This is a genomic window from Haloarcula sp. CBA1129 (assembly GCF_008729015.1).
GTDB lineage: Archaea > Halobacteriota > Halobacteria > Halobacteriales > Haloarculaceae > Haloarcula.
In genome coordinates this window covers 868,628-887,554 of record NZ_RKSM01000001.1, presented here as the reverse complement: position 1 = coordinate 887,554, position 18,927 = coordinate 868,628, and the positions used below count along the sequence as shown (strand labels likewise).

Below are 18,927 nucleotides of genomic sequence, written 5' to 3'. Positions count from 1 at the left end.
GGGCGCAGAAAACTTTCGCAGTCAGCGTCTTGCAGTCACCAGTCGCTCGTATTCGTCGGGATTGACCACCGGGATGACGCCCTCGATCTCTTCTTTGCCGTACTCCTCACGAAGCAGATCGTGGATATCGTTGGCGAGAGCAACGGCTTCGTCTCGTTCGGGAGAGCCTGCTTCGCGTTCGGGGAAGTCGGCTGGTCCGACGCCCCTGACGATTATGAACAGCTGGTCGTCACTCATTTTCGACTTCCTCGACGAGTAGTGTCGTTTCGGGCAGGTCGTCGCGAGAGGTCGACAGAACCTCCGATGTCTCCAGCGTTTCCGCGACCAACTCGACCAGTTCCTCCGAGACATCGCCAAAGTGAACGATGGCGTCGGGATCAGGGTAGTTGTCGTACTGCTGTGCAGTTGTCTCGACTGTCTTGTTCTCACACATAATCGGTAGCAGAGCGCCCGCTGTCGGACGCCCCTCACCCGACTGGGGCACAGAAATCACACGGCGGCTCGTTCACAGCCATCTAATTCATCGCGATGAGCCTACCTGCCTCCAGAAGCGGGACCGCCGGACCGGCCTGCCGGTCCAAGGTGGAGCGTGTCCCCCGAGCGCTTGCGCTCGGGAACCGTGGACGTGAGATAAAGACAGAGAAGGGCTGGTACGGCTCCTCAGTTATTTTGTGACCACATCCCCGTTCTCGTCGATGGCATACCTGAGTGGGTACACGTTTCCGTCGATATGCGTGGCCTTCTTCGGCAGCGTCTCGTTCAGCCACTCTTCACGGTCGGCGTCAGTCTGGATGTCCTCATTTGAAGAGTGGACGCTGAACAGGTCCATGCTGACCCAGCGGTTGATTCGGAGTTCGCCGGACGAAGAGTACACCTTCACGCGTTTGTTTTCCGCGTCAACACCACCGACAACAACTTCGGGCGCGGTTTCGGCTGTTTTCAGTCCGTCACCGATATCTACGGTGTCGGGGTCGATATCGAGGTCGTCGCACTGCTGTGCGGCCGTTTCGTCTGTCTTGTTCTCACACATAATCACCAGCGGAGCGCCCGCTGCGGGACGCCCCTCACCCCGTTGGGGCTCAGAAATTACGCGGCTGCTTGCTCCTCAGCATCCGATTCGTCGCGGCGGATCTCGCGTGCCCGCTCTTGAAGGTGAGACTGGACTGGCGTCCGGTTTTTGTGCTGGTTCTCGTGGGCGAGATACTGCTGGATTGTCTCGATTGAGTGTATGCAGTTGATGCCAGCCACGATTGGTTGGAGATGATCAGCGTCCAACAGCCGCTCTGGCGGGAGTTTATCGAGAATCGGGTCGGCGTCGCTCATGCATCTTCCTCCCGGAAGTCAGCGAGTGTTGTCTTGCGCTTGTACCGACAGTGCGGATAATCAGCCAGCAGGGTCTCATCGACGGCTTCCCAGAACCCGACCTTGTGCGGCGCAACCGACTGCCAGAACCGGGCCCGTGCCAGCGCGGCCGGAACCCGATGGCGTTCCTCGCGATGCCAGCTGTCGCGTTCGATCATCGCCATGTGGATGCTCCCTCCGGTCGACCCATCATGTAGGAGTGGGCGAGTTCCAGCCCCTCATCGAGCGAGCTTCGGGTCCCAACCAGTTTGGTCGCGCGTTCGAGTGTCCAGCCATCGTCGCCGCCTTTGAGCAGGATTGTGGCTCCGGTGTCGGGGATGTGCCAGCCGATTGTGTCGTTTCCGGCGGCGAGAAATTCCCACTCGCCGGCGACGGCCTCCTGTGCTGCGGCCTCCGTGTCGATCAGGACATCAGATCGAGGGCCACCAGCACCGAAGTCCCCCAACGTCGCTGTTCCCGCTGGCGTCATGCAAGGGCCTCCTGTCGGTCCCAGCCAGCGAGTTCGGCGTCGATAGCGCTGATGATGGTCCGGACTCGTTCCTCTAGAGTGTCGGCTTGTTCGCCGTCGACGTCCAGCAGTGAGCGAAGTTCGAGTACGTCTGGTAGGGTAATGCTGTCCGATCGCCGAGCCACAGCACGGAGGACAGCGGCCTCAACGTCAGTGCTGTTAGACCGCGCTCGAACAGTCGTCGCGATGGACTCGACGAACTGCGGAGTGGTTGACCGAGACAGGTCTTCTGAACGGCGACAAGACATATTTCGAGACATCCTCTCACCCGCCAGAGGAACACAAAATCAGGGGTAAGACAGTCGTGTATTCGGTTTATTTACCTACTTAGGTGCCCGAAATCCCCGCTCAGTCTGTCTGCAAATTGAGCAGAACTAAGCGTGTTGTAATAATGTTAATTAAAATGGTATTTATTGGATATCGTTGGGGTGGCTCAGTGGCACAACGCCCGGAAATGAGCACAAGTGTGCAGTAGAGCATGGGAAATACGAGAGTCAGCAAAGTGGTTCGTAGAAACAGTCTCATACGGTGATTTCGACGACACGCTCAAACCGAGTGTATCTATATCGCTTATAGATGGACTACCGAGGGGCTTCTCCATGTTATTGGTGAAGTTGACCCGAAAAGGTGGCCGACTGGGGCAGTATACGACTCCGATAAACATCCAGGATGGAGCACCAATAGGGGGAATGGGGCCCGGGTATCACAGAGATCCCGTACCCACATACACCGGCCATCCCCCCGATCAGCGTGCAATAAACTGGCTTAAAATTCGGAATTACTGTTACTGACTGAGTATCTTGAAAGTAAGAACGCCAATAAATAGCGTCGTCAGTACATACAACAAGTGCAACTGGCCGGTGAGCTGTACTGGTATCGCACTGGGCGCGACGTTCAGGATCATGACGGCTAAGATCGCACCGATAAGGGCAATTCCTGACATACAAATAGGTAGTAGTCTGCTGGATGCATAAACCAAATGATCATTAGCCACAGAGCTAATGGCCTTAGCTGTGAAGCTAAGATTATAATGAGTGATTTCGACTGGGTCAATCGAGAACGAGGTATTCTGACAAAGCGGGATAGAAAGTTCCTACGCGGCGATTTAAAGGAAGAATTGAATGACAATCAGCGGTATCAGAAGCGGTACCAAATCAGACAGCGGGTGAGGAACGCGATGTTTGATTTCCACATTCTATATCGTGCATTGCCTAACCGAGATGTTTCCATGCTCTGGAATGGAACGGACGACTGGATATACCGCTCACAAGCGCAACGACAGAGAGGGGATGCACCACCATATCCCGAAATACCCCTCTTGGGCCGATGTCTGAGAGACTGGATAGCACTGTTTGTGTACTCCCAGATCATCACGGGAATCCCCGAGGCTGAAAGTCTGGTACAGTGGGTGATCGAGGAGGGGGTAGACAAGGCTGTTCGGAGACACACGTTAGAGAATTATAATATGTTTCGGGAGGTTGATTCCACACTGGACTGGGGGACAGGAGAGGCATACGATCTGATGGATTATCTCCAGTACGTCGGACAGCAAATTCCGGACGAAGCCGATGAGGCTGAGGAGTTCTTACTGGACTTACAGCGTGGGGAGTATCTTCAGAGTCATCATGCCACTTATATTTACCAGACATACGTTGAAGACACGTGAGGCTATCATAGAACAGTTCACATATCGTTGGTGTGCTACAGTGATTCGCTCAATATAGAGCTTATATTTGCGATGGATGAAATATATTCTATATTAGCCTGACTGGACATGTGAAGTCGATCTCTAATAACTGGGAAAGAAACATCTAAGTCAATTATAAAAATATGATTGAGAAATGGGACACTCAGAAGAGTACAAAAAGCTAAAAAAGCACTATCATGAGGATCGATACGGCATCCTCAAGATTGAAGCTAATCTCTCCAATGAAGAGGAAGATTGGGGAAGAGTGGTCTTTGATGCTGGCGATACCGAGATAGAGGTGACTGGTAGCTCAGCAGATTTTATTATGTCAATCTTCGATCTGAAGGGGGGGTTTGCAGAACGTGATGAGGGCATCCTTGACATTTCCGCCACACCTGCTGGGGATCCTCAAGGTTATTATGAACTATTAGAGTATTTTATTGACCCTCCGAATGAAGACAGACAGGAGAAAGCATTTGAAAGAGCTCAATCAGGGGAGACAGATATACCTGATAGCATTGGGCTTGAAGCCGCACTGCAAGCCTCGCTTGAAGGGGAAATGGGCCACTCTGATCTAAAGATTATTGTGGAGAACTATCATGAAGTGATAGCCTTGCGGATGCTACATATGCGGCAAGTAGACGCTGAAATCAAGAAATATAAACAAAAGCAATCTCACAATCAAGAACGGTTTGTGAAGTACCTCGATCTAGCTGGTGACATCCTCCAAGACAGATATTTTACAGAATCTCCATTAGAAGGATACCAAGACTACAATGATACTTGTATCGCGGATATTGAATTTCTGATGAACAAGCTACTCGATATAAAGCAGCGACATGAGGAACTTATGAGAGATATTGAGGTAGACGGAGACGGACGGCTGGATTCGGCGACCGCCATTCCGAATCTCTTGGATCAATACGCGCGCTACTACGAGCTTGCTGGTGAGCCGTTACGTGATTTAGCAGTCAGTCTTGAAGATGCCCCAGTTGAAGAACTCAGCGAGATTGCCGATGTGCTAAAATTTTTAGATAAGAGTGGACACTCCGAGTTAGCCGGCATTGTTGATCCGGATCTACGAAATGGGGCATTCCACTTGAGCTACGAAATTGACCACGAGAACGGAGTTATATCGATATTCAGTGGAAGAGATAAGGGACGCTATCAAATAGCCGAATACGGGTTTCAAGAATTCGTTTCCGAATATCGGTATGTCCAAGATGTCGTACCAGCTATCATATTTTCCTATGTCACTGTCTCTGAGATTTTAACCGTCCAGTACCTCCGCTCAAACGATTTTGTTTCTCGAATCGTTGAGGAAGCCGACCCCGAAATGTTCGACTAGATTCTCTTCTTCGATGCTTTCTAAACAGGTTTGCAGGTCTATTCTCAACTTATGCTAGCTATATGCAATGTATTGCTCACCTAGCGGGTAAGCAAATTCATCTGGCACAAATCCGCAGCCAACTAGCCGACCCAGCCGCCGATCTCAACTTGTTCACTGTCAGTTGGAGCGTTGTCCGCTGTCTTCGCAACTGACTCAAATGGGGGCTCGACGAGACGGGACGCTTCATCGTCGTATGTCCGGTCCGGACGTTTCACACAGTCAAGCGTCATAATAGGACTGCAATCAACGCAAGAGCGTGTTGCTCCGTCGAAGCCGTTGATCGTCACCGACCAGGTGACAATACTCGCAATCCGGTACGTATCCGCTGCTGGACGACGAGTGCTTGCAGACTGACAGCCAACAGCCCCACAGACATCGCACGTAAGGAGATAGTCTCGATCTGCCTCGTGGAAGATCGAAGCCGCCTGCTCGACGTTGGAACGTCTCTGGAGCGCACACTGCTCGCAGATCGTGAACTGGAACAGACCGTCCTCTCGGTCGACCTCGTCGGGCCACCGGACGTAGCTGCGTGCCTCGCCGTAAATGTCGGCTGTCCTGTCCCCGCAGAACCGACACCGGTCAGCCGTTGCGTCGGGCTGGATATCGGTCACCGGGACCACCGTGCAAGTGTTGACTGCTCGCGAGCAGTCTCGACAGGACAGAGAAATCGCCACTTGTACCGCTCCCGGATGGGCTTGTCTTCGCGGTTGCTTGCCTGCCCCGGCTCACGATAGCCGGTACAGGTCCAGCCCTTGTCTTTCAGCGCTCGAACCATCGCTCCGTCGTAATCCGAGCGAACCCACGTTAGGAGAAATCGAGTGTCGCGGTCGTCGCCCGCTAAGAATCGCTCCTGTGAGCGAGCCAACGCCGCTGAAGCGAGGTTTGGCATCCGGACGCCGAGACAAATCCGTGCGGCCTCGACGATTGTGTCGCCGGCGACGACCTCACTGTCGACAACTGGCGTGTCCGTCGACGGGAGGACTCGCCGGGCAGTGCCTCGGATGGCTTCTGGAAGATCGTCGATTTCGACTGGTTCGGGACAGAGCTGGCCGTCGACGCCGTACCGGATTCGCTTCTTCGAGATCAGTGGGTAGCGATACGTGATCGCGCCGACCAGCGAATCCTGAAAGTACAACCCGTGGTGGGCGAGATTGACCGACGGGAGCGAGCCCATGTAGGAGTGATGAGCCTCGTACACGCCGGACGCGGTTTCTCTGTCGATTGGCTCAACAGCGACGTGGTCAGCGAATCGAACCCCAAGCGGTGCCGTGAACGGATCACTGTCAGCGTGGATCGGACAGGAACACTCTCCTATGTCTGTTGGCGAACGATGCTGGAACGACTGCGGTCGTGTCGATGCTGAGTGGGTCATCCTCTCACCCACCAGAGGAACAGAAAACTACCCAGAGTCACCACGGGATGATGACGATGCCGGCATCTGGCCCCTCAATGTAAAGCGGTTCTGAGCCCCGGTAGAAGAGTGTGAACCGTTCGGGCTGGTACGTGGGCCGCTTAGCAAGCGTTGCGATTGCACGGCTCACATCCGCTGGCGGGAACTGTGGCTCGCCCGACCGGAGTGCAAGGCGGCCAGACTGGAGTTCGTTCCAAGACTGGAACCGGTAGCCAGCTGGCGGAGTGAACGTCTCTCTGGCCGTTGCGACAAGATACTCAGCGCCGTCGACAACCGTTGCAGCGATTGGATACCGGGCAGATTCCGGGCGAACGGTCACGGCACCGTCGAATGCAGGCACCACGTCGTCCGTCCAGACAAACGGCGAAGGGGGCTTGACGACCGGAGTCAGTTGCTCGTCGACCGTCGATACGGCGCTGCTTGCAGGCGATGCATAGCTGGTTTCGGATGTTTGCTCTGTCATCCTCTCGCCCGCTGGAGGAACAAAAAACTGCTGCGTCAGTCGAGGCTTGGCAGCCGCTCAGCGATGATGATACCGCCACTCGGCCCCTCCAAATACAGTGCTGTGTGCCCGCGGAAATACAGCGTGTACCGGTCTGGGACGTACTGATGCCCCGTCGAGAGCGTCGCGATGGCCTTCGACAGGAGCCGTGCCGAGAACAGCGGATCGCCACAATGGTTCGACAGGCGGCCAGATTGCAGTGGCTCCCAGTCGTCGAACTCGTGATCGGCTGGCGGCGTCAGGGTTGCTCGTGCCGTTGCGATCAAGAAGTCAGCTCCCTCAACAACTTTGCCGGCCGTGTTCGCTACATCTGGAATGTATTCGACACGCTCGTCGAATCCAGTCTCCGCCTCGTTTTCCCAACGCAATTTCTCCGGGTGTCCGGCAACCGGCACCGGCGGGCCTTGGAAGGCTTTGTCTCGAAGATGTGCTTCTGCCTCTGCCTCGCAACCGAATGTCTCTCCACAAGAGCACTCGAACGATTCGTCGTTGCGGTAGTAACCGTCGGTATCCTGTGAGCGGACGAGTTCGCCGTCGTCGTCCATGTAGATGGTGTCGACATACCCCCACGAGTATGACGCCTCGATCTCGTGTTCTTGATCGGGCTTGCTGAACTCGAACCCGGCTTGCTGGTCTAGCTGTTCATCTCGGTCCTGAGTCGGATCAGTTGTTGTCATCCTCTCACCTGCCAGAGGAACAGAAAATCACTCACTTCGCGAGGCTATTCTCCCCCGCCGTCGGCTCCAAGACTCGTCTGCCTCGTGGCAAGGAACCGCTCGGGTACGCTTTCGAACGCATCCAGCCCTGCTTGCTCGGTCCCCTCAACGTCGACGCCGCTATGGTCAGTTTGCCACGTAGCAGACTCGCGCTCGAAGCCGCCGTCGAAGGCTGTGAGTTCTGTTCGACGAGCAGGCTTGGCGGCTGCTTCAAGTTCCTCGGTACGGTCCGAGAGCCAGTCCATCTGGTCGAACATCCCGTCGAAGTCGCGCTCCTGGAACGGGAACCGGACGGTCGCCCTTGGCGGGAGGGCAGTGTGTGTCTCCCGGCCAGTCCGAATCGCAGTTGGCCGTCCATCGAAAATCCCCCGCTCACGCAATGCGTCGACGTAGTCGCTGCCGGCCAGAACGACCAGTTCTCGACACGGAGAGTCCTGCTGATCGGCGGCGTAGGGCCGGCGGAGCCAATCAGCCAGCGCCGAGTGGACGCGAAGTGCCCAGCGATCTAGTCGGCTCTCAGCCCGCTTCCCCGACGGGAGCCGATAGTGTGACTCGCCCTCGATAGGTTCACCGCGCAGGTCCTCAATGGTCGTGTCGTACGGAGCAACCGTCTGCCGGGGCATCAAGATCCCGTGCTCCGCAGAGAGAATGCCCCATGAGTTCGCCCGCCGACCAGCAGTTCGAGCCCATTGGACAGCTGCCTCGGCATACGATCGCTTGACCGAGAAATACGACGAGGTGTAGAGGTCGCGAGCCGCAACTGGCTGGTCGGTTTTCGCATCGCCGCACCCGATAAGTACGAAGCGGCCACGAGTCCGCTCAGTCTGTGCAGTAGTCATCTGTCTCCCTCACCCCACTGGGAGTCACAAAACATCTAGAGCGTACACCCCCTCCTACGTGTGCCCCTCGGTGGGAGTGAGTCCTGCCCGGTATTCGATTCTGTCTCGCTCGTGTTGGTTCCGATACGCGAGTGTCTGTCCGTTCTCGTACTCAACGACGATCGCATCTTCGAGACCGTCTACGGTCGCTCTCGTGCCATCAGCGGCCCAGACTGGGTCCATCGGTTCCGCTGTTAACGGATTCCGATCTGTCTCTGTAGCCGGCCATACCCCCCGCGATTTCCAGTATGATCTGATGTGTCGCAAGCTCACTTGAACCGTCTCCCGGATGGATAGGTGGTCCGCACTCCCGTACCCGTGTGGTGAAAAGTACTCGCCGTGCAGCGCCGCCAGATGGACTCCGTTCCAGTCCACGCCGACGATATCGGCTGGTTTCTCCCCAGTGACCCGTGGTTGGGTCAACTCCTCGATTACCGGATACTGCTTCGTCGGACTTGCCCCCAGCAAATGCACGCGCCGTCCTCGCCAGTCCACGATGTCCGTGTATTCCTCTGCAGTCTGGTCGGAGTAGCCCATCGGGTAGCCGAGTACAATGTCCTCGTCGATTTCCTCGATTGCCTCGTGGCACTTCGGGACGATAATCACCTCCGTCCCCGGAAACTTCCGTTTCAGTTCCCGTGCGGCTTGGTTGTACCGTCGCGCTTCCTGCTGGTTGTATGCGTCGCCGAGCATCCCGACCGATGGCTCGTACTGCTCGAAGCGCCCGATATACCGGTCCAAGTCTGGGTTCCGGAAGTCGTTGTCTAGAATCTCAATCGGGACGTCGACGTTCCGCAGTTTGGATTGATACGAGTAATCCTCGCGAACGCCGACGGTGAATCCAAGCGAGTAAGCATCAATTACGAACGGCTCGCGATGGAGGAACCCGATATACTCAGCCTGCTGTGCATCGCCGATAGCCGTCGCTGACCAGGAGTGTCGCGCTTCTGAAGACATGGAGAATACCGAGCGCACCGACCGGCGCGCCCAGCTGGCAGGCGCGGCAAAAAACTACCCCCCCGGCTTAAATACGGAGACGGGAAGAAGTGTCTATCAAGATGAATGAAGGCATCGAATCGCAATACGACGACCCTGAGAACTACGAGGGCGACTACCCCCCAGACTGGGCGTACCGGATTGTCTTCCGGAAGCAGTTGGATAACAACACCTGCGCCAACTGTGAAACTCAGTACCGACCGGAAGACTTGGAGGTCTTGCGACGAATCCCTGCTGAGGACGGTGGAACGAACAAAACAACGAACCTCCTGACAGTGTGTGCGTTCTGCGAAATCGACGTGAAGCAGACGGGGCGACTGAACCTGCCGGAGTCAGCCAGACAAGAGCCAGCAGACAGTCCCGAAGAGGACACCCACAGAGTGCTTGCGTTGCAGAGTGACGTTCCGATCACCGAGGAAGTCGAAGGAGAGAAAACTGAGGACAGCGGGCAGTCTCGTGATGTCTCGCGTCTAGAGGTCAACTACGTCCAGACACGGTCGACGAGTCCTCTTCCAGTCAACACGACGACACAGGAAAGCGACGAGCAGTCCGACCAGGACGACACCGATGAGCGTGCTGGATGGCGACAGTTAGCCATCGGATTTGTTGGAGGCACAGCGATGTTTCTGGGATATCTTTGTGCGATTGCCGTCGCCATTCCTTTCCCCTCGCCCGTGGGTGACGTAGCGTTCTACGGCCTCCCACTGGCCGGGCTTGTGGCTGGAGTCCGCTGGCGGCTGTCGACAGCCGTTGCATCTGTCTGCGTTGTTTTGATGTACGCTGGAATCTGGCAGGCATTCTCGGCGGAGCCGTTCATGTCAGTACTGGCGTGGATTCCGGTGGTTGCGCCACTAGTCGGGATTGCCTACGGGGTCGTAGTCGAGCGTACTGAGTCCTCCCTGCGGAACGTGCTCTCAGATCCGCGACTGGTGGTCCAGCGCTTCCGTTGACGGGATATACGCTGACAACTGGTCCACGACCGACGGGTCGAACGAGTCAGAGACGTGCCGGACGTTCCACAGGCCCGACTGGTACACTTCAGACTTCGGCGAGTGATATCCTAGCCAGTCGAGGTCCGACGGCCCTGCAGATCGACGATCCCTCGAAACCATCGCGATGGTATGTGACTCAATCTCGGCACGGTCACACTCGGGTCCGGGCTTGCCCGGAACGTCCACCCAGAGAAACGGCAGATCCCGGATGTACTCCGAGACACGCTGTTCGAGTTCGTGTTCCTGCTCGCGAACAGCGGTCGTCTCGGCGTCGGGATTCTGCTCGCCCCAATGGGGATACTCGTCGTGCCAGCCGTGCTTCTCGATTAGAGCCCGTCCGATATGCAAGCGGAAGATTGAGCCTCGGTGGTTCCCGCCGCCGGCGTACTTGCCCCGAACGTTGCCCCGGTGCTGCCTGAGCCGGCTCCAGAGTGTGTTCGACGAACCTTCACTGACGCCGACGGTGCCGATCCGGGAGAGCCGCCAATCGACCGCTGTCGTTGCGCGAAGGTCGCTTGCTGGCGAGAAAAAGAAGTACACCCCTCGGTCAGGCCAATCCAACCGACCAGTGACATCTCCGAGGTAGTACGGCCCTCCAATCTGGTCACGCAAATCTGCCAGCACACTCAAGAACTGTCCGACAGGACTGCTCCCAGACGTTGCTGTTGAACGCATATTCTCCCTCGCCCAGCAGGGGAGTCACAAAACACTCCTCTCAAGCCCGTCCGAAAAGACACAGCCCCTCTCAGCTCTCACCTTCGACGGCGTCGATCAGCTCCGCCGCAGTCGATGAGATACGGTTTAGCCGGTCCTGCAACGTCTCCGGTGCGTCACCGTCCCACGCCGCCAAGTAGAACGCCGAGTTCTCCGGGTCCAACTCGAAATGGCGACTTACGACATAAGCGACCGCCTCGGCTTCGACCTCTCGCTTCGACCGCTCCGTCTCGTCGTCGACATCGAAGTGAAGAGCAGCGTGGGCGAACTCGTGGATGAGTGTACTCACAAGAGCGGCCCGATTGTCTCGGTCGACCGCTTCGACCATTGGATTCGTGGTCATCACGCTCCGACGCTGGCAGACGCCCCGAGCAGACCCATGTTCCCACTCCGCTGGAGCGACGATTCGTGCGTCGACGCCGATCTCGTCGGTTGCATCCAACAGGTCTTCAACGAGTCCATCAGGGTCGCCGTGAGCTTCCGTCTCCAGTTCGGGAAGCGGCTCGCCTTCGGTCTGGGAAACATCGAACACCGACGTTGGCCGGAATCCGACTAGCCCTCGACGCCACTGCTCGGGATCTGTCTCGTCGTACTCACAGTCCGTGTTCTCGTGATACGATGGCGAGTTGCCGCACCCGGGGCACTTCTTCGTGATGATCGGAGCCCAGATCCAGATCGCGTCCTCCCCTTGCTGGACGTACCGGTCGAACTCGTCTTGCCACGTATTGTAGCCCGCAACGCGGGTTGCTTCGGGACACTGGAGCTTGATGAGTAGGGTGTTCCGAGCGCTGTAGTCGTGGAACTTCGACTGCACGTCAAGCCACTGCTGGAACTGCTCGCTGGCCTGTGCCTCATTCGTGAGGTCGACAAGATCCTCGACCCACGAGTCAAGCTGCTCGCGTATCTCGTCGTCCCGGGAGTCCGAATCGTCGAAGGTGCAAGTGGTCTGCTGACTGGACTGCTCTGGAGTGTCTGACTGTAGCGTTGACATTGGTCTGTTTCCGGGACGTACTCTCGGGCACGCCCCCGCACTGCCACTGGGGGACAGAAAATCGACGCTGTAGCTCAGTGAGAAGGAATCGTGCCGCTAACCAACACTGAGTGGGATATGAGCCAGTGTGTTGGTTAGCCTGCGAGTTGGCTACTCCTCGCTTCCAGCCTCCCAGCCCTTGTGGAAGTACACCAGCGCCAAGTCCGAGTCGAAGCACTTGCCGGACGGGATGTGCTGCAAGACTTCTTGCTCTGGAATCGGCTCAACCACGCCCTCCGCAAGCAGACGAGTGACTACGTCGCGGCCACGTGGCTCGTCGATCTCGACAGTATCGGGACGCTGTCGGTCGCGGTCCTGTGCGATCTGTTCACGCTCGAAACGCTCGTAGTCTGGAACTGTTTCGGTCGGGTCCATAGAGGGAATCCCTCACTCGACTGGGGGACACAAAATCGGAGTTAACCAACAGAACAGAAGTATGGCAGTCGGTGTTGGTTAAGACACCACCGTTTCCGCAAAACAATGGGGAGCCGAGTCAGTTCGGGAGCTTCGGTGCAATAACGAACTGCATCGCTCCATCAGCGTCGGGGAACTCCGATTTCAGCACGAGCGGCACTTCGTCTCCGACGCGCAACACCCGATTTGTTCCGTCTGGAAGGCCAGCGTGGGCCGATTTGACCAGCGATGAATCCAGTTTTACCTCGGCGTCCGCAGGATCGAAGGCGATGAGGTCACTCATCGCTCGGCGGTAGGTCATCTTTGCTGTAGCGAGGAAATCCCGCCGTTCACGGCGGGAAGGAATCGCGTTCAAGTAGCTGTTCGCTCACACGCTCGTCGGCTACCTGTCTGTCCCACGTTCATAACTCGTCGTCGGTGTCGAGTGCCTTCGCGCCTTCCAACATCAGCCCTTTCCAAGTGTACCCACGCCGGTCTTTCAAGTCCCTCAATGCCTCGAATTGCTCGCGGTCGTCTATCTCGAATCGAATCTCTGTTCCCATACTTCTGTGTATTGTTCGTGGGTTTTTTGTGTGTTACGGTATAAGTACCTGTTGTCCAATGACGGGGACCGCCACCAAGACGCTTGAAGCCACGCTCGCGCCACCTACGGCGCACAAAGAGCGACGGCTTCACCGGACGGTGGCGACATATCGCCGCGCCCTCGAAGATGCCTTTGAGAGCGGTTGTGATACGCAAACGGCGGTCAACGATGTGGTCACGCCGTACAACCTCACGTCATACGCGAAAGACGCGCTCAAGAGCTACGTTCCGAAACTGCGGGACACGTACAACGCTTCGGAGTTGGACGACGACCACCCGATACGGTTCACCAACCGAGGGTGGGCGCTCGACCACTCACCAGAGCGCACCCACGAATTTTGCTGGGAGGTTCCGCAGGCTGGACGTGGCACGTCGTTCTGGATACCTCTGCGTATCAACCCCGATCAGCGTGACCTGTGGACGGACCTTCTCGACGGCGACGTTTCGGTGGGGGAGTTTCGACTTCACCAGCACCGCACATCGTGGCAGCTACACGTCACCGTCGAGTACGAGATACCGGAGCTGAAGACACCGGACGACCCAACGCCGGTCGGCTTCGATATTGGCGAGTCCATGCTACTCGCGGGCTGTGCCTTCGAGCAGGATGGACCGACTGACCCGATCTTTGTGGACGGGGGCCGCGCTCGCCACCTGCGGAAAGAGATGCACACGACGCTCAAGCGACTGCAAGAGCGAGACGCCGCCGAGTGGCGGATTGACGAGCGATTCAACCACTACCAGAACGCGCTCACTGATATTGTCGAGAAGGCGTCTCGGCGGGCCGTCGAGTACGCCCGTGGCTTCGAGGACGCCGTAATCGTCCTTGAGGACTTGACGTACATCCGTGAGTCGCTGGACTACGGCAAATTCATGAACCGGCGACTTCACGCATGGGCCTTCGCCCGATTGCAGGGCCGTATAGAGAATAAAGCGCGAGACGCTGGTATCCCCGTCGAATACGTCCACTCCCACCACACGTCGCAAACGTGCCATGCGTGCGGCCACATCGGTTCTCGTGGCTCGCAGGCGGAGTTTCGATGCACAAACGACGAGTGTTGGGTGACGGAGTATCAGGCCGATCTGAACGCGGCGGCGAACATAGCCAGCCGCTTAGACCCGTGGGGAGAGAGTCTGTCTTGGAAACCGGCAGACGATGACTTGCCACGGGACGGGAGTGCTTGTGACTGCACCACGGGACATCGAGAGGCGAGTCGGAAACCCCGACAGACGACCCTTTCGGCGTATGGTTCCGAAACCTCAGAATCAGCTACCGACCTTGTAGGAAGCCCCGCCGTTCACGGCGGGTGAGGAAGTCACCTGGAGATACTGTGGGGCGTCAAGCGTCAGGAGATCCGTAGTATCCACGTCCGCTGGTTTCTCGGCATCCGCTCTCTCTGACACGCCCGTTTCGGCGTCTGTGGTTGCTGTCTCGGTACTGCTGCTCGCTGGTGACTGTGACATCTCGATTACCCTCCACTTCCCGGAGGGGCCACAAAATCTACCGTTGGCGACGTCGATGTCACACCTGCTGTGAATACGTTTCTGTATCCATCAGGAAGGGTGGAACAGCTGCTGTGAATACGTTTCTGTATCCATCAGGAAGGGTGGAACAGCTGCTGTGTAGGTGTGCTTACTGAGGACCGGTTCCATCCACGGAGAAACTTTATTTTGTGAGGTTCTGTCGCTTTATGATGGGATACAAGGAGGAAGCTCTGCGAAAGTTGAAAAAAAGAGAACCAACTGCTAACGATTCAAATCGCCGAGCAGTCGCTAATGAAATGGCGCATCTGTTAGAATCGGGGAGCCTTTCTGAAGATCTTGAAGATCAGTCCGTGGATGTTGACTATTTGATTTCGAGGTTGGAGGTGCGTGAGGGAGAGGACAACCCCAGTTTGAAAGAAAAATGGAACACTTGGGTTGGTGCGATGCATTACATACATGAAGGAGGATATAATCGCTATCAGATTTGAACCACACTCAGAAAGCTCAATTCCGATACCCACTCAGCCTGTACTGACACTGCCGTCATGAATGTGTTCACCGTACTCACAACAACCAGTTAAGGGACTACCGACGTGAGTCGATGGGTCCGGTAGTCGACTGTCCACCGCGAGTGGTTCTGCGTGATTCGATACTCGCGAACAACGGCAACATCCTCTAATGACTCGTCGGGCTGCTCCCACGCAAACTCGTAGCCAGCGACCACGTCTCCCTCATCGAGATATCCGACTGGATGCTCGGGGCCGTCCCACTGGACTGAGACTGGGTCGCCACCGTTGGGGGGTTGGACTCCACGGCAGACTGTCGCTTGGATCACAGACGGATCAGTGGTCAACCCGTGCAACTGTGCCAAGTCGCTGGCTTTGATCGTGAACTTGTTTTCCTCTGCGACGAACGAGTGGCGAGCCTCGTCCCGAGTTGTTGAGTGATAGTCCATCGTCTCGATACTGACACCGAGCGAATCCGACAGGAGGTGTGCAAATTCGGCGGCCCCGGTGAGGACTGCTTGGTTCTGCTCCTCGATTTGCAGGGTCGTTTCCGGCGTCCGAAGCTTCTGTGTGGGCGGAGATTCCGGCCGCTCGACAGGCATACAGCTGCACAGGAGTGTGCCTTCCGGCCCCGTCAGAATCCACGGCTGTTTCCCACACAGGATCGCTGAGTATTTCGACGCCGTGTACCGCCCACCGCCGGTGAGGACTCGAAGTGCCTTTTCGAGTGCTTGGGCGTCGATCCCGTACCCGTAGCTGTCTGCAAGTCCGTCGACGAACGTGACTCGTGTGTCGATTGAGTCGAAATCGCCGTACGTGGCTGGAATTTGTATGAGGTCGCCATTTCCGCACTCTGCGACGTACTCTCCGACGTCGCCGTCGACAACCCACCGAGTTTGCTGCTTGTGTGCTCGACTAGCCGACGTGTTGATCGTCGACACTGGCCGCTGCGTTGTGAGGCCCCAGTCCACGTCTGGGGACCCCCAACTGGCTCCGTCGCGATCGGGCGCGCGACACGTCGTCGCACATCGAGCGATGCTCACCGCGCCGGGAGTGTGGTCGTTGTCGGCGCTATCTCCGTCTCCGAACGTACCGAGTGTGAGGTCAGTCATCCTCTCACCCGCCAGAGGAACACAAAATTCTATTGAATCTGGAAACGTCCCTCCGTCGTTTCCGAAGCAACCGTCGCCAAAGTCGCCAGTATCGGGAGATTATCGCAGTTTTAGTAACAACGGAAGGGGTGGACCTCCATCACCCCCTCCACCGTTTCCGGAGCTAATCTGTATTACACTGATCTACTTTGATTACTCCGGAGTTATCCACTGCTCAGAGAGTCGCTGACATGACGGGTCTTAGCATCTACTCAGAGGAGGAAACAACTCAAAGTTGAGAACACGGTCGGAAAATATCATTGACACAGACAGTGTAAGGTACCACGAACACTCCACCATTTCCGGAGCTTTTTCGACCGGATAATCATCGGAACCCTCACTCCACTGTTTCCGAAGCTATCCACGAAAGAAGGATGGAGGGATACAGGGGAAACGGTATAGATTGCCGGAAGTTCCAGTTACTCCACAATCTCTTTTCTATCGTGTTAAATATACTCTGTTCTAGAAGATTATTTTAGTAGTATTGCGGTTACTGTTTCGTAGTATATGTATTAGTTCTTTTGCTTTATATAGTAGTATTGCTGGGTGGAGACTAGGTGCTTTAGACATAGCTTAGGAAACGGTGGAGTGAGTGTGTTATATAAAGAACTGGAGCTCCGGAATTGGTGGTGTGCCAATCCTTTTTAAATAGGCGAGCTCCGGACGCTCCGGAAGCTAAGGAAGCGGTGGCTTTATTATATTGTGCTGTATGTCAGACTACCATGGGGATGTTCCAACGAGATCGTCAGGTGTTCGCTGATGCGGAACCTCTTGACGACTCTTATGAGCCCGAGGATATCCGCGAACGGGACAAGGAACTCAAGAAATATCAGCGAGCCCTCCAACCAATCATCGATAACCGACCGACGTCGAACATTTTTCTGTATGGCAAGACGGGGACAGGGAAGACCGTCGCGACGAAATTTATGTTGTCGCATCTAGAGCAAGACGCTGCTGAGTATGACGACGTCATGCTCTCGACTGTCTGGGTCAGCTGCGAGAATTTATCCTCGTCCTACCAAGTCGCTGTTGCCCTTGTCAATGAACTACGTGGAGGACAGAACAAAGATCGAATCAGTACCACCGGCTACTCTCAGCAGCGGGTCTTTGATATTCTGTATGAAGAGCTCGACGCGCTTGGTGGGACCGTCGTGATCGTCTTGGACGAAATTGATAACATCGGACACTCTGACGACATCCTCTACGGGCTTCCCCGGGCACGATCGAATGGATACGTCAACGATGTCCGTCCAGTAATCGTTGGTATCAGCAACGACTTTCAGTTCCGGGACAATCTTTCACCAAAGGTCAAGGACACGCTCGCTGAAAAGGAGATTCTGTTTCCGCCGTACGATGCGAACCAACTGCGCTCAATTCTGAACCCGCGCGCCGAGAAAGCGTTCTATAATGATGTTTTATCAGAAGACGCTGTCCCGCTCTGTGCAGCTTTTGCTGCGCAGGACACGGGATCGGCCCGACAAGCAATCCGGCTGCTCCGTGAAGCCGGCGAACTCGCGCAAGCTGCTGATTCTGACACTGTAACCGAAGATCATGTCCGAGACGCTCAGGACGAACTGGAAAAGAATCAACTCTACGAGGGAATGCAGGAACTCACGACACAGGGACATGCCGTCCTCTGTGCGCTCGCGTACTACCAAGCACTGGATAGTGTTCCTGTCCGCTCTCGGAATCTTTACGAGCGATACGTGAAGATTTGCGACCGGCTCGACACCGACAGCGTGAGCGAACGCCGTGTTCGTGACCATCTTTCGGATATGAATATGCTTGGGCTCATCAGCGTCTATGAACGGAACGAGGGACTCTCGGCTGGCCGGTATCACGAGTATGAGCTTGACGTGCCGCTGCAAGCCGTACTTGAGGTTCTCCTCTCAACGACTCGCTTCGAAGAACTCGCGAATATCATCGAATCGACGGCTGACGATAACAACCTGCTTCAATCGGGCCTCTCCGACTACTAATCTAGTCTGTAATTCCAAAGAGAACTTGAGCTAACTTCCGTCGCTGAAAGCTCCGGAAACGGTGGAGGGTCTGGATAGACGAAAACCGGCTGGTTCGTTGTCCTTGACAGAATCAATTGGAAGCAAAGTTTCTGAGTCAGAAACTCGCTGCGGGGTTTTAGTACAGGTCAGCCAGTAGACATAGATAGCCGCCAGTCGGAGGCGGTCCCCGAAAAGTATCCGACATGCCCGCCTACCATCGCCCACGCCCGATCCCCGCTTAGGGATGGAGCCAACTGGGTGCCCTCTGACATGTCCTCTCGCGCGCTCCATCCCCGTACATCCCCTCTTTCCCCCCGCCGCCCTCTGCTGTAAACTGCACTCAATATTACTACACAGGCGTAGATACTGAGTCCTAGCAGACTTCCTGCGGCGTCAGCGCACACATAAACTGACCATCTTTTGACGGGTCCGTAGAAAGCACTACCTTTCTGTTCGGAAAGATTTGGGATGTAGAGGATTCGTCTGAAACCACTCAGATAGCCGCGAAACTCAAAGCAGTATGGGCTCTTCAACCCCACGAGGGTTCGTCTGAAACGAGGACTCTGTACGACAGTACCAAATCCAGCAGTTGGCTTCAACCCCACG

Annotated in this window: 26 protein-coding genes and 1 CRISPR repeat array (1 of these 27 running past the window's edge); of the genes, 6 read left to right on the top strand and 20 right to left on the bottom strand. The window is 56.0% G+C overall.

Annotated features, from left to right (window positions below; all coding sequences use genetic code 11):
- Positions 1 to 21: 21 nt before the first annotated feature.
- The 7 genes from Har1129_RS04380 to Har1129_RS04350 all read right to left on the bottom strand — a co-directional run bounded on the left by Har1129_RS04380 (position 22) and on the right by Har1129_RS04350 (position 2,118).
- Positions 22 to 237, bottom strand: coding sequence for a hypothetical protein (locus Har1129_RS04380; protein ID WP_151099581.1), 216 nt, complete (start codon positions 235 to 237; stop codon positions 22 to 24).
- Complete coding sequence (locus Har1129_RS04375; RefSeq protein WP_151102082.1) at positions 230 to 433, bottom strand: hypothetical protein; 204 nt, start codon at positions 431 to 433, stop codon at positions 230 to 232. The genes Har1129_RS04380 and Har1129_RS04375 overlap by 8 nt, the downstream gene beginning before the upstream one ends.
- 231 nt (positions 434 to 664) lie before the next feature.
- Positions 665 to 1,030: a hypothetical protein gene (locus Har1129_RS04370; RefSeq protein WP_151099580.1), complete on the bottom strand. Its 366-nt coding sequence runs from the start codon at positions 1,028 to 1,030 to the stop codon at positions 665 to 667.
- 56 nt (positions 1,031 to 1,086) lie between these two features.
- Positions 1,087 to 1,323, bottom strand: a complete 237-nt coding sequence (locus Har1129_RS04365; protein WP_151099579.1) for a hypothetical protein — start codon at positions 1,321 to 1,323, stop codon at positions 1,087 to 1,089.
- Positions 1,320 to 1,526 (bottom strand): hypothetical protein, encoded by a 207-nt coding sequence (locus Har1129_RS04360; RefSeq protein WP_151099578.1) that lies wholly within the window; start codon positions 1,524 to 1,526, stop codon positions 1,320 to 1,322. The genes Har1129_RS04365 and Har1129_RS04360 overlap by 4 nt, the downstream gene beginning before the upstream one ends.
- Positions 1,517 to 1,831, bottom strand: coding sequence for a hypothetical protein (locus Har1129_RS04355; RefSeq protein ID WP_151099577.1), 315 nt, complete (start codon positions 1,829 to 1,831; stop codon positions 1,517 to 1,519). The genes Har1129_RS04360 and Har1129_RS04355 overlap by 10 nt, the downstream gene beginning before the upstream one ends.
- Entirely contained in the window at positions 1,828 to 2,118 is a 291-nt protein-coding gene (locus Har1129_RS04350) for a hypothetical protein (RefSeq protein WP_151099576.1), read from the bottom strand. The genes Har1129_RS04355 and Har1129_RS04350 overlap by 4 nt, the downstream gene beginning before the upstream one ends.
- A gap of 782 nt (positions 2,119 to 2,900) precedes the next feature.
- On the opposite strand from Har1129_RS04350, the gene Har1129_RS04345 reads away from it, so the two are divergent.
- Positions 2,901 to 3,536: a hypothetical protein gene (locus tag Har1129_RS04345; RefSeq protein ID WP_146418301.1), complete on the top strand. Its 636-nt coding sequence runs from the start codon at positions 2,901 to 2,903 to the stop codon at positions 3,534 to 3,536.
- Between the two features lie 175 nt (positions 3,537 to 3,711).
- The gene (locus tag Har1129_RS04340) at positions 3,712 to 4,905 is read left to right on the top strand and encodes a hypothetical protein (RefSeq protein ID WP_151099575.1); all 1,194 of its coding nucleotides are present in this window, start codon (positions 3,712 to 3,714) and stop codon (positions 4,903 to 4,905) included.
- A 122-nt stretch (positions 4,906 to 5,027) separates the two neighbouring features.
- Here Har1129_RS04340 and Har1129_RS04335 read toward each other — a convergent pair whose 3' ends face one another.
- From Har1129_RS04335 to Har1129_RS04310, 6 genes are read right to left on the bottom strand one after another with little or no spacing between them, the layout of a single operon-like run.
- Complete coding sequence (locus Har1129_RS04335; protein ID WP_151099574.1) at positions 5,028 to 5,567, bottom strand: hypothetical protein; 540 nt, start codon at positions 5,565 to 5,567, stop codon at positions 5,028 to 5,030.
- Positions 5,555 to 6,319, bottom strand: coding sequence for a hypothetical protein (locus Har1129_RS04330; protein ID WP_151099573.1), 765 nt, complete (start codon positions 6,317 to 6,319; stop codon positions 5,555 to 5,557). Before Har1129_RS04330 ends, Har1129_RS04335 begins: the two co-directional genes overlap by 13 nt.
- Positions 6,320 to 6,356: 37 nt before the next feature.
- Entirely contained in the window at positions 6,357 to 6,821 is a 465-nt protein-coding gene (locus Har1129_RS04325; protein WP_151099572.1) for a hypothetical protein, read from the bottom strand.
- 35 nt (positions 6,822 to 6,856) lie between these two features.
- Positions 6,857 to 7,537, bottom strand: coding sequence for a hypothetical protein (locus Har1129_RS04320; protein WP_151099571.1), 681 nt, complete (start codon positions 7,535 to 7,537; stop codon positions 6,857 to 6,859).
- Between the two features lie 44 nt (positions 7,538 to 7,581).
- Positions 7,582 to 8,415, bottom strand: coding sequence for a DUF6884 domain-containing protein (locus tag Har1129_RS04315; RefSeq protein ID WP_151099570.1), 834 nt, complete (start codon positions 8,413 to 8,415; stop codon positions 7,582 to 7,584).
- Positions 8,416 to 8,469: 54 nt separating this feature from the next.
- Complete coding sequence (locus Har1129_RS04310) at positions 8,470 to 9,411, bottom strand: DUF6610 family protein (RefSeq protein WP_151099569.1); 942 nt, start codon at positions 9,409 to 9,411, stop codon at positions 8,470 to 8,472.
- A gap of 101 nt (positions 9,412 to 9,512) precedes the next feature.
- Between Har1129_RS04310 and Har1129_RS04305 the strand changes: the two genes are divergently transcribed.
- The gene (locus tag Har1129_RS04305) at positions 9,513 to 10,400 is read left to right on the top strand and encodes an HNH endonuclease (RefSeq protein ID WP_151099568.1); all 888 of its coding nucleotides are present in this window, start codon (positions 9,513 to 9,515) and stop codon (positions 10,398 to 10,400) included.
- On the opposite strand, the gene Har1129_RS04300 is transcribed toward Har1129_RS04305, so the two are convergent.
- The 5 genes from Har1129_RS04300 to Har1129_RS20410 form a co-directional block, all read right to left on the bottom strand.
- Positions 10,365 to 11,117: a hypothetical protein gene (locus tag Har1129_RS04300; RefSeq protein WP_191906255.1), complete on the bottom strand. Its 753-nt coding sequence runs from the start codon at positions 11,115 to 11,117 to the stop codon at positions 10,365 to 10,367. The genes Har1129_RS04305 and Har1129_RS04300 overlap by 36 nt on opposite strands.
- Before the next feature lie 70 nt (positions 11,118 to 11,187).
- A complete protein-coding gene (locus Har1129_RS04295; protein ID WP_151099567.1) occupies positions 11,188 to 12,147 on the bottom strand; it encodes an ArdC-like ssDNA-binding domain-containing protein in 960 nt (319 codons plus the stop codon).
- Between the two features lie 150 nt (positions 12,148 to 12,297).
- Positions 12,298 to 12,561 carry a hypothetical protein gene (locus tag Har1129_RS04290; protein ID WP_151099566.1) on the bottom strand — a complete coding sequence of 88 codons (264 nt, stop codon included), beginning with the start codon at positions 12,559 to 12,561 and terminating at the stop codon, positions 12,298 to 12,300.
- 118 nt (positions 12,562 to 12,679) lie between these two features.
- A complete protein-coding gene (locus tag Har1129_RS04285; RefSeq protein WP_225307736.1) occupies positions 12,680 to 12,883 on the bottom strand; it encodes a hypothetical protein in 204 nt (67 codons plus the stop codon).
- A gap of 118 nt (positions 12,884 to 13,001) precedes the next feature.
- A complete protein-coding gene (locus tag Har1129_RS20410) occupies positions 13,002 to 13,142 on the bottom strand; it encodes a hypothetical protein (protein WP_191906256.1) in 141 nt (46 codons plus the stop codon).
- A gap of 58 nt (positions 13,143 to 13,200) precedes the next feature.
- On the opposite strand from Har1129_RS20410, the gene Har1129_RS04280 reads away from it, so the two are divergent.
- Positions 13,201 to 14,490 carry an RNA-guided endonuclease TnpB family protein gene (locus Har1129_RS04280; RefSeq protein WP_151099565.1) on the top strand — a complete coding sequence of 430 codons (1,290 nt, stop codon included), beginning with the start codon at positions 13,201 to 13,203 and terminating at the stop codon, positions 14,488 to 14,490.
- Here Har1129_RS04280 and Har1129_RS04275 read toward each other — a convergent pair.
- On the bottom strand, positions 14,446 to 14,643 hold the full coding sequence (locus Har1129_RS04275; RefSeq protein WP_151099564.1) for a hypothetical protein: 198 nt from the start codon (positions 14,641 to 14,643) through the stop codon (positions 14,446 to 14,448). The genes Har1129_RS04280 and Har1129_RS04275 overlap by 45 nt on opposite strands.
- A gap of 230 nt (positions 14,644 to 14,873) precedes the next feature.
- Here Har1129_RS04275 and Har1129_RS04270 point away from each other — a divergent pair, with 230 nt between their 5' ends.
- Positions 14,874 to 15,152: a hypothetical protein gene (locus Har1129_RS04270; RefSeq protein ID WP_151099563.1), complete on the top strand. Its 279-nt coding sequence runs from the start codon at positions 14,874 to 14,876 to the stop codon at positions 15,150 to 15,152.
- Positions 15,153 to 15,241: 89 nt separating this feature from the next.
- Here the strand turns inward: Har1129_RS04270 and Har1129_RS04265 are convergent, their stop codons facing one another.
- Positions 15,242 to 16,282: a hypothetical protein gene (locus tag Har1129_RS04265; protein ID WP_151099562.1), complete on the bottom strand. Its 1,041-nt coding sequence runs from the start codon at positions 16,280 to 16,282 to the stop codon at positions 15,242 to 15,244.
- A 761-nt stretch (positions 16,283 to 17,043) separates the two neighbouring features.
- Between Har1129_RS04265 and Har1129_RS04260 the strand changes: the two genes are divergently transcribed.
- Positions 17,044 to 18,300 (top strand): Cdc6/Cdc18 family protein, encoded by a 1,257-nt coding sequence (locus tag Har1129_RS04260; RefSeq protein WP_151102080.1) that lies wholly within the window; start codon positions 17,044 to 17,046, stop codon positions 18,298 to 18,300.
- A 481-nt stretch (positions 18,301 to 18,781) separates the two neighbouring features.
- A CRISPR array of direct repeats spans positions 18,782 to 18,927; the repeat unit is 30 nt; it runs 4,273 nt beyond the window's last position.